This is a genomic window from Actinoplanes sp. NPDC004185, assembly GCF_053603475.1.
Genome location: NZ_JBSGFR010000006.1, coordinates 152,283 through 165,235, shown reverse-complemented (window position 1 = coordinate 165,235; position 12,953 = coordinate 152,283). Strand labels below are relative to the sequence as shown.

Sequence of the window (12,953 nt, the reverse complement as noted above, 5' to 3'; positions counted from 1 at the left end):
TGCAACCACCCGGCAATCGGCGGGAGCGACGGTCAGTGCCATGCAACCAGGCACGACCGCACGCTTTTACTTGTTATTCGTTCTTATCGGCGCCCGAGCCGGTCTCGTCGGTCCCGCCCAGGTTGTCCAGCTCGGAGATGTCCCAGTCGAGCTGGGCCCGGGCGAACTTCTGCGGGTCGGCGAAGTCCTCGTCGGTCGGCAGCAGGTCGGGGTGGTCCCACAGCGCGTCCCGGCCCGCGACCCCGCGGTGCTCGGTGACCGCCGCCCACAGCGCTCCGGCCTCGCGCAGTCGCCGGGGCCGCAGCTCCAGGCCGACCAGCGCCGCGAAGGTCTGCTCCGCCGGTCCGCCGGCCGCGCGCCGGCGCCGGAATGCCTCGCCCAGCGCCGCCACCGACGGCAGCCGGTCGCCCGCCGCGCTGTCCACGACGTGGCCCACCCAGCCCTCGATCAGCGCGAGCGCCGTCTCCAGCCGGGCCAGAGAGGCCTTCTGCTGCGGGGTGTCCTCTGGCGTGAAGATGCCTTCGAGCGCCATCTGCTGCATCGACTCGGGGTCGGACGGGTCGACGCGGCTCATCGCCTCCTCGATCGCCTCCCGGTTGACCGTGATGCCGTTCGCGTAGGTCTCGACCGCGTTCAGCACGTGCGCGCGCAGCCATGGGACGTGCTGGAACAGTCGCTGGTGGGCCGCCTCGCGCAGCGCCACGTACAGCCGGACCTGGTCCTCGGGCAGCTCCAGGCCGTCGCCGTAGGTCTTGATGTTGGCCGGGACCAGCGCCGCGGTGCCGGCCGGGCCGAGCGGCAGGCCGATGTCGCCGGCCGAGAGGACCTCCGCCGCGAGCTGGCCGAGGGCCTGGCCGAGCTGGCCGCCGAAGAGGGCGCCACCGAGGGTGGCCACCATCGACTGCATCGGGCCGAGCTGGGCGCGGGCCTCCTCGGGCACCAGGTCACCCATGGCACCCACCATGCGGCCCGCGATCGGGTCGCACAGTTTCTTCCACACCTCGAGGGTGTTGTAGACCCACTCGTTTCTGTTCCACGCGGTGGCGTCGCGGATGCCGGAGGGCAGCGCGGACGCGGGGTCGAGCCACAGGTCGGCGAGGCGCAGGGCCTCGGCGACGGCGTTGTGCTCGTACATGTTCACCGCGGGATCGCCGGTGGCGCTCAGCTGGCTGGCCGCCACTTGGCGGGCCAGATCCCAGTTGACCGGGCCACTGCCGGGCGCGGCGAACATCTGCTGCAGCTGATTCATGAACTGCTGCATCTGCTGCGGGTCGGAGGGGTCGGGCGGCTGGGCGCCCGGCAGGCTGAAGCCGAACGGGATATCAGGCACACCCCAACCGTACGCGTGTCAGCGGCCCTGGTGAGCAATGCCGGTGTCAGCTCAGAGAGAACTCAGGGTCGGTTGGTACGGTCACGCGCATGAGACGTCGCGGTGTCACGGTCATCCTCGGCGCCCTGATCACCGCACTGCTGGCAGTTGGTGTCATGGCCTTCCCCCTGCCCTACGTCGTGCTGAAGCCGGGGCCGACCGTCAACACGCTCGGTTCGGACAACGGCAAAGAGGTGATCCAGGTGACGAAGGCGGACACCTCGACCTCTCAGGGGCAGCTCCGGCTGACCACCGTAGGGGTCCAGCCGAGCGTGGAGCTGGTCTGGGCGATCCGCGGCTGGTTCAGCGACGAGCAGGCCGTCGTGCCGCGTGACCTGATCTACCCGCCGGACCAGAGTGAGCAGCAGGTCGAGGAGCAGAACGCCGAGGAGTTCAAGTCGTCGCAGTACAGCGCGGTGACGGTGGCGCTGCGAGAGCTCGGCTACCCGGTGCAGACCTTCGTCACCGAGGTGAACAAGGACGGCCCGTCGGTCGGCGTGTTGCAGAAGGACGACGTCATCACGACAGTCGACGGCACTGCGGTGACGAGCCCCGACAAGCTGACCCAGCTGGTGCAGGCCAAGCCGGCCGGCACGGCGCTGACGGTCGGCTACACCCGGGCCGGCAAGGCCGCCACCGCGACCATCAAGACCAAGGCTGCCGAGGGCAGCAACACCCCGCGCATCGGCGTGGCCATCGACAAGAAGCAGCCGCACCCGTTCACCGTCGAGATCGACCTGGACGAGATCGGCGGGCCCAGCGCCGGGCTGATGTTCACCCTGGGCATCATCGACAAGCTGCGGCCGGCCGACCTGACCGGCGGCAAGATCATCGCGGGTACGGGCACCATCGACGACGAGGGCAACGTGGGCCCGATCGGCGGCATCCCGCAGAAGCTGGTCGGCGCGAAGGACGCGGGCGCCAAGCTCTTCCTGGTGCCCGCCGACAACTGCGCCGAGGCGATGCGCAACGCTGTGCCCGGCCTGACCATGGCGGAGGTGGCCACGGTGGACGACGCCCTGACCGCCCTGCAGACCTTCACCTCTGGCGGCGCGCCGAAACCCTGCCCCGTGAAGTAACAATCGGCGCACCTGCCCCGGACGGAACAACGCAACACCGTAATGTGAAATACCGGTCCGACTTTGTGGGGTTCACGTTGGTCATGCGTAACAGTCCTCTACCGAGGATGAGCCGGCGCGGTCGCGTGACCGTCGGCGTCCTCGTCGGGGTCTTCCTTCTTTTCACCCTGCTCGGCTGGGGCATCGACGCGTACACCGATTACCTGTGGTACGACGAGGTCGACTTCACGGGTGTGTTCACCGGCGTACTGGTGACCCGGCTGCTGCTCTTCCTGGCCATCGGACTGCTGATGGCCCTGGTGATCGCAGCGAACCTGTACCTGGCCTACCGGCTCCGGCCGCTGCTGCGGCCGCACTCGGCCGAGCAGGCCACCCTCGAGCGCTACCGGATGGTGATCCAGCCGCGGCTCGGCACCTGGATCACGATCATCGCGGTGGTGATCGGCTTCTTCGCCGGCCTGTCCGCGCAGAGCCGCTGGAAGGACTGGATGCTCTTCCAGAACTCCCAGCCGTTCGGCGTGCGGGACCCCGAGCACAACGTGGACGTCGGCTTCTACATCTTCGAGTACCCGCTCTGGCGGTACGTGCTCGGCGTCGGCTTCACCACGATCGTGCTGTCGGTGCTCGGCGCCCTGGCCGTGCACTACATCTTCGGCGGTGTGCGCCTGCAGGGCGTCGGCGACCGGATGACCGCGGCGGCGCGGGCCCACCTGACCACTCTGGTGGCGTTCTTCGTGCTGCTCAAGGCGGTCGCGTACATCCTGGACCAGCGGGCGCTGCTGCTGGAGCAGCACGTCTCACCCGGCCTGTACGGCGCCGGCTACACCGACGTCAACGCGCTGCTACCGGCCAAGGAGATCCTGGCCTACATCTCGATCGTGGTGGCCATCGCGATCGTCGTGTTCTCCAACGCGGTGATGCGCAACCTGGTGTGGCCCGGCGTCTCCCTGGCGCTGCTGGCCATCTCCGCGGTCGCGATCGGCGGCATCTACCCGCTGGCGGTGCAGAACTTCCAGGTCCAGCCGAGCCTGGCGGACAAGGAGGCGCCGTACATCGCCCGGTCGATCGAGGCCACCAGGGCGGCGTTCGGGCTCTCGGAGACGGAGATCCGGCCGTACGCGGCGTCGACCACGGTGCCACCGGCGACGATGGCGTCCGACACCAGCGCCCAGAACGTACGGCTGATCGACCCGCAGCTGGTCTCCGAGGCCTACACCCAGCAGCAGCAGGTCCGGGGCTTCTACGACTTCGGCCCCAAGCTGGACGTCGACCGCTACACGCTGACCAACAACAAGCCGCAGGACTACGTGGTCGGCGTCCGTGAGATCAACGACAACGCGCTGACCACCCAGCAGCAGAACTGGCTGAACCGGCACACGGTCTTCACCCACGGGTACGGCATGGTGGCGGCCCCCGCCAACCAGGTCGTCTGCGGTGGCCTGCCGTACTTCGTCTCCGGCTTCCTCGGCGACGACCAACAGCCCGGCTGCGCCTCGAGCTCCGAGGAGATCAAGGTCGACCAGCCCCGGGTGTACTTCGGCGAGCAGTCGACCGAGTACGCCATCGTCGGGCAGGCGGACGCGAACAAGAAGACCGAGTTCGACCGCCCGCAGCCCAACAACAACAACGCCGAGGAGCGCTACACCTACGAGGGCACCGGCGGCGTGCCGATCGGGTCGTTCTTCCGCCGGCTGGTCTTCGCGATCAAGAACACCGAGAGCAACTTCCTGCTCTCCGACGCGGTCAACAAGGACTCGCGGCTGATGTACGTGCGTGACCCGCGCTCCCGCGTGGAGAAGGTCGCGCCGTTCCTCACCATCGACGGCGACCCGTACCCGGCCGTGGTCGACGGGCGGATCAAGTGGATCCTCGACGGGTACACGACCGCGGCGACGTACCCGTACGCGCAGCGGATCAACCTGCAGGAGGAGACGACCGACGAGCTCACCAACCGGGGCACGGTCGCGCTCGCCCGGGACAACATCAACTACATGCGCAACTCGGTGAAGGCGACCGTCGACGCGTACGACGGCACGGTCACCCTGTACGAGTTCGACGAGCAGGACCCCGTCCTCAAGGCCTGGAACAAGGCGTTCGGCGGCAAGCTGATCACCCCCAAGGCGCAGACGCCGGCCTCGCTCGCCGCGCACTTCCGCTACCCGGCGGACATGTTCAAGGTCCAGCGCAACCTGCTGGCCCGGTTCCACGTCACGCAGCCGGCCGAGTACTTCAGCGGCCAGGACTTCTGGCAGGTTCCGAACGTGCCCGACGACCCGGACAGCGGCGTCAAACAGCCACCGTTCTATCTGAACGTGCAGCTGCCCGGGCAGGACAGCACCCGCTTCCAGCTCACCTCGGCGGTCACCCCGAACAACCGGGACAACCTGGCCGCGCTGATCTCCGGGTCGTACGTCGACAACAAGCCCCGGCTCGAAGTGCTGGAGCTGCCGGACCAGACAGCGATCCAGGGCCCGGTCCAGGTGCACCAGCGCATGACCAACAACGCGACGGTCCGTTCGGAACTGACCCTGCTGTCCAACAGCAACCAGTCCCAGGTGCTGTTCGGCAACCTGATCTCGCTACCGGTCGGCGACGGCATGCTGTACGTCGAGCCGGTGTACGTCAAGAGCGGGCAACAGGACGCCGTACCGCTGCTCCAGAAGGTCCTGATGTCCTACGGCGACGGCGGCACGTACGTGGTGCTGGCCAACAACCTCAAGGACGGCCTGGACAAGCTGGTCGCCCAGGGCAAGAGCAACCAGCCCCCGGCGAACACGCCGCCGGCCAACAACCAGCCCCCGACGAACACGGGTAACGGGCAGCAGCCGGTGCTCACCGGCCAGCTGGCCCAGGCGGCGGCTGCCCTGGACAAGGCCATCGCGGACGTCAAGACGGCCCAGGCCTCCGGCGACTTCGTCCGGTACGGCCAGGCCCTGCAAGCCCTGGACACGGCGATGACCAACTTCCAGAACGCGCAGAAGGCAGCGGGCGCGACGCCGACGGCGGGACCCTCGGTCCCACCGTCGACACCACCGTCCGGCACACCATCGGCACCGGCCCCGACACCAAGCGGCTGACCAGGTGACACAGTGTGCGGCCCGCCGGGTTACCGGCGGGCCGCGCGCATGTGTGGGGCAGGTTACGGGGGGCCGTTTTGCATGCGGAGCGGCCCGCAGGCTAGGGTTGAGCTACCGACGCGGGGTGGAGCAGCTCGGTAGCTCGCTGGGCTCATAACCCAGAGGTCGCAGGTTCAAATCCTGTCCCCGCTACGAGTCTGGGAGTCCCTCATCCGCATAGTGCGCGGATGGGGGACTCTTTCGCATGTCTGCCTGGGGGGCCGAGCCCCCCAGACCCCCACGGTGCGGTGCCCGCTCTGCGTGCTCCGGTGCGGGGTCTTTGGAGCCTGCCCTAGACCTCAACGGTGCGGTGCCCACTCCGCCGGTGCGGCTCGGCGGTGAGTCATTGGGCTGGTGAGGGAGGCGCGACCCATCGGTAACGGCGCTTGGGACTTCTAGCTGCTCCGACGGCAACGGCAGTTCCTGCCTTGGTCAGGGAGCGTAAATGGTTGAGGACCGCGTTGCGTGACAACCCGGTGAGCTCGGCGAGCTCGCCGGCGGTCGCTTCGCCTCGATACCTGAGCGCCTCACCGACGTCGGGCAGCAGGCCGGAGAAGAGGTCCGGCTGCGCCGTGCGGCCCGAGGCTGCGGGATCGAGCACGTACCGCGCGTAGCGGCGCCCACCTCCTTTGACAGCCAACCCCTGGTCGACGAGGTCCCTGAGCACCTGGCCGGCAGCGATGCGATCCACCCCCCATTGCCGCAGCATCTCGTTCGTGAGGTAGTTCTCGCGCAACATAGCGAGTGCGATTTCATGCGCCGGCGTAGGCAGCTGCGCATGAAGTCCCGCGATCCAATGGCGGACCTCAGGGTTGAGAAGCTCCGAGCGAGCCATGGTGACCACGAAACTGGAGATTGAACTGCGGAAGTTGGGTCGTGGTAGGCCACGACGTCTTGCCACATCGAGCATTGCGGGAATGCCGGAGGACCTGTTCTCGGCGACGAGTTCGTTCGACGACGGAAGATAAGTGTCCGCAAGGAGGCTGGCCAGGACGGCATTGCGTGACGACGAGATTCCCTCCTCGCCCAGCTCATCGACGATGACCCCGCCGAAAAGGCCACCTGGGCTGCGGACAACGAGACGGTCGGGGAACAGCTCGATCTGCACCTGGGTGCCCCTCGTCACCGGGCTGTAGTCGCGGTGCATCAGTGCGTTGACTACTGCCTCACGGACCGCTTCGAGCGGGTACTCAACCTCGTCGACTCGACCGCCGCGGTCGCTGATGACTGCGCGGACCGCAAGGTTCCGGCGGAGCACGGACACGGTGGTCTCGACCATCTCGGGAATCGAGCCTCGCACTGTCTGGTTGTCCAGGAATCTCGTGCCGTAGGAAGGCTCAGAGCCATATACCACCACCGAGACCATCAGCTGGGGGAAGAACTGCTGCGGGAACTGCCCGTAGGCCAGCAGTCCGGCGAGCGTCAAGGGGGAGTCTGGGGAGGCTGCCGCATTGATCCCAAGCCGAAAGCGGACGGTGGCGTCGTCGGACTGCGCCAGTTTCGGGAACCCGGTCCGCATCCTCCGCAGGGTTCTGCGTACCGCATCGTCGTCCAGGTCTTCGATCGAGGATCCGGCGACCGGTTCGCGGTCGTACAGGGGTTGCACCCTGGCGGCCACTAGCATCGCAATCTCCGACTCGGTCAGGTGGCGGTCGCCGTCACCTCCCCTCAGGTACGAGCCCCCGGTGATGCCCTGTGCTGTGACGTACACCGGACGTCGGTCCGCCGGAGCGGGTGGAACCTCGGCGACCACTATCCGGCGGCCTTCGATCTCGACGATTTCGGTGCTTATCTGGAGTGCGGGCGTGAGGTCGTCCCGGGACATCTGCACCAGACCGTCCCGGAGCGCGACAGGGTCCTGCAGATCGACGAGCCCGAACCCGCTCTCTTCATCGACACCGAGAAGTAGCGTCCCGCCATCCGTGTTGGAGAAGGCAGACAGCGTTTCGCGGACGGACTTGGGCAGGCCCCCGGAGGCACGCTTCGCTTCGATGCGCGTGGGCTCCCCGCCGATCCGTCGCAGGGTGGCGAGAAGTTCCAACACATCATCGGGGATCACGTTGCTATCTCATCACCGTACTTCACACTTAGCAAGTGCGGTGTGAAGTACGGTGTGAAGTAAACGTGGAAGTGGTACCGGGAAACAGCTAGCCGAGGGATTTACGGATGTGGTCGGTGATCGCCTCTCGGCCTGCTTTTGCTTCGGGGACGGGTAGCAGGGGGTAGACGTGGATTGCTTCGGGTTCTTCGTGGTACGTGAGCGGGGTTCCGGGGGCCACGCGGTCCCTCAGGGCTCGGCAGTCGGGCAGGGTTATGTCGCGGGTGCCCACCAGGACCTGGATCGGCGGTAGGTCGTCCAGGCGGCCGTACAGGGGGCTCAGGCGGGGGTCGGTCAGGGGGACGTCGCCGGCCCAGGATGCGGCTATCGGGTGCAGGCCCGCTCGGGTCAGCCAGGGGTCAGTGCGTTCCACCGCCGGGATGTCCGGGTTGGACATGGTCAGGTCCAGCCAGGGGGCGATCGTCGTCAGGCCTGCCACCGGGCGTTGCGGGTCGTCGGCGAATGCCTGGGCCGCCAGCAGGGCCAGGCCGCCGCCGGCCGAGTCGCCGGCCAGGTAGCAGCGGCGGCCCTGGGTGGACAGGTCCTTGATCAGGGTGGTGACCAGGTCCAGGGCTTCCAGCGCGTGGTGCTGCGGGGCCAGGCCGTAGATCGGGACGTGGACGTCGTGGCCGGTCTGCTCGGCCAGGTGGGCCACCAGCGCCCAGTGCTCGCGGACGATCTCGCTGGTGTACGCGCCGCCGTGCAGGTAGATCACGGCGTGCTCCGACGGGCCCGTGGCGGCTCGGCGGGAACGCACCACGTACACGTCATGGTTCTTGACCGTGCGGTGGGCCACGACGCAGCGTTTGCGGATCCCGGGCGGTGGGGCCGAGGGGCCCTTCTTCTTGGCCAGCACCGCGCGGCCGGCGGCCTCGGTGGCGAACCTGCGCTTGTAGGCGACGCGGACGAATGCCGCCACGCCCTTCATCTGCCAGCTCGACAAACCGACTCCCCACGAGGCTCTCATGCGAAACGGCCCGCCAGATGAACTCTGGCGGGCCGTTCTGCTTTGTAGCGGGGACAGGATTTGAACCTGCGACCTCTGGGTTATGAGCCCAGCGAGCTACCGAGCTGCTCCACCCCGCGTCGGCTTCATAACGCTAGCACGGGGCCGGCCGTCAGCCCTTCTCGGGGCGGACCGAGCGCCATACGTGCTGGGCCCAGGGCAGGTCGGCCGGGTCGTCGTAGACGCAGACCAGGTGCAGGACGTCGCCCGGGACCGCGACGTAGCCGTGCAGGTTGTGCAGGATGCGGCCGTCGCCCAGGGCCGGGCGCCAGAACGCGTACCGGTGGGTTCCGTCCGTGGTCTCGGTGAGCTCGCCGTCGCGGTCCCGGGGCGCGTCCGCGGTGAGCTCGCGGATCACGTCGGCCGGCCGGGAGTCGGCCGGCGGGCCCAGCGGGTCGAGGTGCACCGTGCGGCCCGGGCCGGTGAAGTAGATCCGGTCCTCGTGCCGGCGCAGCTCCAGGCCCGCCGAGCGGTCCACCGACCAGCGGGTCGTGATCCGCTGCCGGACCGGGGTCGGCAGGGCGTACGTGAGCCGGCTCAGCACGTCGTCGCGGTCCCACTCGTCGTGCAGGATCCGGTGCATCAGGGTGCCCTCGTCGGCGACCAGGTACGGGATCGCATCCGGCTCCCGGACCTCGGCCCGGGCCGGCGCGCCCAGCATCTCCGCCCACGGCTGGACGGCGTTCGCCACCGTCCCCTCGAGGCGCAGGTCCGCGTACTCCGGGGCCTCCCAGATCTCGCTCGCGTGCTGCAACATCGGCGCGGGCACCCGGAGCCACACCGAGTATTCGAGGGTGCCGCCGCCGGTCAGGCGGACCGGCATCAGGCAGCGGACGAACGCGCCGATGCCCTCGGCCGCCCGCAGGTGTCCGTTGCCCCAGGTCGCCTCGCGTTCCGGCGGGGTGAGCGCGAGCAGCGGGTCCGGCCAGGTGGAGCGGACCGCGAAGTCGACCGGGGACAGGGCGCCCCCGCAGCAGGGGCAGTCCGGCAGATGATCAGGCACTCGGGCACCCTACCCAGCACGACGGCCCTCCGGCAGGGAAGCCGGAGGGCCGTCAGCGCGTACGGGGGCTCAGCAGTAGGTCTGGTTCTTGTTGCTGGTCCACCGGCAGGAGTCGATCGACTTGCCGCTGGGGCTGCGCAGGTACGCCGTGTCGCCGGAGTTGTTCCAGACGTAGCCGGTCCGGTTCCAGTAGCGGTGGGCGCTGTCCGGCCGGCCGTTGGTGCCCTTGCCGCTGTGCACGTAGACGGTCTTGCCGGCGCCGAGCTTGTGGTCGGACGAGACGGTGTAGACGTGCCCGGCGGCGTCGCGGATCGTCCAGCCCTTGAGGTTGACCGTCTTGCCGGTGCGGTTGGTCAGCCGGACGTACTCGGCGTTGAGGCTGGTGTTGCTGCCGTTGTCGGCGCCCGGCGAGTTGTAGACGATCTTGGTGAACTGGACGTCGCCGGCCTTGGGGGCGGGCGTCGTGGGGGTGCTCGGGGCCGGCGTGGCCGGGGTCGGCGTGGCCGGGGTGGACCCGCCGCCGCTGCCGGTTCCGCTGCCGACGTTCAGGGTCACCGTCTCGGTGTGCCCGGCCAGCAGGTTGTTGTCGGGTTCGGCGTCGATCACCGCGCGGTACGACTTCGTCCCGGTGCCCTGACCCGTCAGCGTCGTCGTGTAGATCGAGGCGTCGCCGACGGTCTGGCCGCTTGCGACGTTCGTCCAGGTGCCGTCGTTGTTGCGCTGGATGTGCACCGCCAGGCCCGGCTGGGTCGGGTCGGCCGACACGTTGACGTTGACGGTGCCGTTCGAGGCGCTCATCGTCATGGTCGGCACGATGCCCATCGCCACCGAGATGCGGCTGGACGCGACGCCGCCGGCCACGACGTAGAAGCGGAAGCCGGAGTCCACGATGCGGCTCAGCTGGTACGTGCCCGAGCTGGAGGCGATCGTCGACACGGTGCCGCCGTGGTCGTAGTCCGGCGACTTGTAGAAGTCGTTGAAGACGTACGCCGATTCGTAGAGCTCCACCGTCGAGCCCGCGGGGGCCTTACCGGTGATGGTGATCGGGCCGTAGCCGTTGCGGCTGGCCGGTGCCGAGATCGTCGGCGCCGCGTCGGCGGCGCTCGCGGGGGCGGCCAGGCCGAGGGCGGCGACGCAGCCGATCGCGGTCATGACCGCCGTCTTCCGTGCACGCATCAGCAAGTTCTCCTCATAGCTGTGGGGATTTACGCAGCGTAGTGAAGATGACAAAGCGTAGTCACCCGTACGGACGGACCTGGTTATCACCTGGACGTATGAGCGGGATGACGACTCTGAGTTACTTTCGGTCAAGTAGCGCAGTGACGGCAGGTAACCGCCATGTCGGACTCGGCAGCCGAAAGGCGGCTCGGTATACGGTCGGAGCCGTGTTGACCCCCGAGCAGCTGCGAGCGGACTGCGGGCGGTGCGCCGGCCTGTGCTGCGTCGCGCCGGCCTTCGCCAAGTCGTCCGACTTCGCCATCAACAAGCCGGCCGGCAGACCGTGCCCCAATCTGGCCGACGACTTCCGCTGCGGCATCCACGACCGGCTCCCCGAGCGCGGGTTCCCGGGCTGCGTCGTCTTCGACTGCTTCGGCGCCGGCCAGCAGGTCACCCAGGTGACCTTCGGCGGCCGGGAGTGGCGCGGCACGCCGGGCATCGCCGGGCAGATGTTCGCGGTGCTGCCGGTCATGCGCCAGCTGCACGAGCTGCTCTGGTACGTGACCAAGGCGCTCGAGCTGACAGCGGCGCGCCGGCTGCACCCGAAACTGCGCAGCGCTATCGCCGAGATCACGGCACTCACCGCCGGCACGCCGCAGGAGCTGCTCGCCCTGGACGTCGACGCGCACCGGCGGCGGATCAACCCGCTGTTGCAGCAGGCCAGTGAGCTGGCCCGGGCCGGGGTCGGCGGGCGCCGTCCCGACCACCGCGGCGCCGATCTCATCGGTCGCCGGCTCAAGGGCGCCGACCTGCGCGGCGCCAGCCTGCGCGGAGCTCTGCTGATCGGTGCGGACCTGCGTGGCGCCGATCTGCGCTGGGCCGACGTCACCGGCGCCGACCTGCGCGGGGCGGACCTGCGCGGCGCCGACCTGACCGGGACGCTGTTCCTCACCGAAGCCCAGCTGAAGGCGGCCGTGACGGACGCCACGACCAAGGTCCGGTGACGCCGGTCGTCCCCCTAGGATGATGGATCTCGCCGATCGACCGAGACTCCGTGGAGCGTGGTGGCATGCAGGTGTCCGGTCTGGTCTGGGCCTTGACCCTGGTCGGGATCCTCGGGCTCGTCCTCTTCGATTTCTACTTCCACGTCCGGCGAGCGCACATCCCGACGCTGCGCGAGGCCGGGGTGTGGTCCGCGGTCTACGTCGGCCTGGCGATCGTCTTCGGCTTCGGGGTGCTCATCTTCGGCGGCCGCGACATGGGCGCGGAGTATTTCGCGGGCTGGGTGACCGAGAAGGCGCTGTCGGTCGACAACCTGTTCGTCTTCCTGGTGCTGCTCAACAGCTTCAAGGTGCCGCGGGCCGACCAGCAGAAGGTGCTGCTCTTCGGCATCGTGTTCTCGCTGATCGCCCGGACCGGCTTCATCTTCCTGGGCGCGGCGCTGATCAACTCGTTCGCCTGGGTCTTCTACCTGTTCGGCCTGATCCTGCTGATCACTGCGGGCAACCTGCTCAAGGGTGACGAGAGCGAGGACCGGTCGGCCGACAATGTCATCATCCGGCTCGCCCGGCGCTTCCTGCGCACCTCCGACGGCTACGACGGCGACAAGCTGTTCACCGTCCAGGACGGCAAGCGGGTGCTGACCCCGATGCTGCTGGTCATGGTGGCGATCGGCGGCACCGACATCCTGTTCGCCCTGGACTCGATCCCGGCCATCTTCGGCCTCACCCAGAGCGTCTACCTGGTCTTCACGGCCACGGCGTTCTCGCTGCTGGGCCTGCGCCAGCTCTACTTCCTGCTGGACGGGCTGCTGGACCGGCTCATCTACCTCTCGTACGGGCTGGCCGCGATCCTGGCCTTCATCGGTGTGAAGCTGATCCTGCACGCCCTGCACGAGAACAACGTGCCGTTCATCAACGGCGGTGAGCACATCGACGTGGTCGAGATCAGCACCGGCGCCTCGCTGGCCTTCATCATCGGCGTGCTGGTCATCACGGTGATCGCGTCGCTGCTCAGCCCCAAGGGCCGGGCGCAGACGTACGTCGCCGCGGCGCGGCGGCACGCGACCGAGTTCCTCGACATCGAGACCGACCCGCGCTACTGCGACGAGATCTACCACAAGCT

8 protein-coding genes, 2 tRNA genes and 1 pseudogene are annotated in these 12,953 nt (G+C 68.5%); 5 read left to right on the top strand and 6 right to left on the bottom strand.

From position 1 onward, the window contains the following. Positions 1-73: 73 nt before the first annotated feature. The gene (locus tag ACWEOZ_RS08625) at positions 74-1,330 is read right to left on the bottom strand and encodes a zinc-dependent metalloprotease (protein WP_451910095.1); all 1,257 of its coding nucleotides are present in this window, start codon (positions 1,328-1,330) and stop codon (positions 74-76) included. Between the two features lie 89 nt (positions 1,331-1,419). On the opposite strand from ACWEOZ_RS08625, the gene ACWEOZ_RS08620 reads away from it, so the two are divergent. The 3 genes from ACWEOZ_RS08620 (at position 1,420) to ACWEOZ_RS08610 (ending at position 5,717) form a co-directional block, all read left to right on the top strand. Continuing rightward, entirely contained in the window at positions 1,420-2,448 is a 1,029-nt protein-coding gene (locus ACWEOZ_RS08620) for a YlbL family protein (protein ID WP_451910094.1), read from the top strand. A gap of 107 nt (positions 2,449-2,555) precedes the next feature. Next, positions 2,556-5,525 carry a UPF0182 family membrane protein gene (locus ACWEOZ_RS08615; protein WP_451910093.1) on the top strand — a complete coding sequence of 990 codons (2,970 nt, stop codon included), beginning with the start codon at positions 2,556-2,558 and terminating at the stop codon, positions 5,523-5,525. A 118-nt stretch (positions 5,526-5,643) separates the two neighbouring features. Then, a tRNA-Met gene (locus tag ACWEOZ_RS08610) sits at positions 5,644-5,717 on the top strand. 190 nt (positions 5,718-5,907) lie between these two features. On the opposite strand, the gene ACWEOZ_RS08605 is transcribed toward ACWEOZ_RS08610, so the two are convergent. From ACWEOZ_RS08605 to ACWEOZ_RS08585, 5 genes are all read right to left on the bottom strand, one after another. After that, a complete protein-coding gene (locus tag ACWEOZ_RS08605) occupies positions 5,908-7,623 on the bottom strand; it encodes an ATP-binding protein (protein ID WP_451910092.1) in 1,716 nt (571 codons plus the stop codon). A gap of 88 nt (positions 7,624-7,711) precedes the next feature. Beyond that, positions 7,712-8,605, bottom strand: a complete 894-nt coding sequence (locus tag ACWEOZ_RS08600) for an alpha/beta fold hydrolase (RefSeq protein ID WP_451910091.1) — start codon at positions 8,603-8,605, stop codon at positions 7,712-7,714. A 69-nt stretch (positions 8,606-8,674) separates the two neighbouring features. Further along, positions 8,675-8,748, bottom strand: a tRNA-Met gene (locus ACWEOZ_RS08595). A gap of 32 nt (positions 8,749-8,780) precedes the next feature. Continuing rightward, positions 8,781-9,671: a DUF2199 domain-containing protein gene (locus tag ACWEOZ_RS08590; protein ID WP_451910090.1), complete on the bottom strand. Its 891-nt coding sequence runs from the start codon at positions 9,669-9,671 to the stop codon at positions 8,781-8,783. A 69-nt stretch (positions 9,672-9,740) separates the two neighbouring features. Continuing rightward, positions 9,741-10,847 (bottom strand): lamin tail domain-containing protein, encoded by a 1,107-nt coding sequence (locus ACWEOZ_RS08585; protein WP_451910089.1) that lies wholly within the window; start codon positions 10,845-10,847, stop codon positions 9,741-9,743. A 212-nt stretch (positions 10,848-11,059) separates the two neighbouring features. Between ACWEOZ_RS08585 and ACWEOZ_RS08580 the strand changes: the two genes are divergently transcribed. After that, entirely contained in the window at positions 11,060-11,833 is a 774-nt protein-coding gene (locus tag ACWEOZ_RS08580) for a pentapeptide repeat-containing protein (protein ID WP_451910180.1), read from the top strand. A 65-nt stretch (positions 11,834-11,898) separates the two neighbouring features. Beyond that, a pseudogene (locus ACWEOZ_RS08575) lies at positions 11,899-12,879 on the top strand (TerC family protein); the annotation flags it as partial. Between the last annotated feature and the right edge of the window lie 74 nt (positions 12,880-12,953).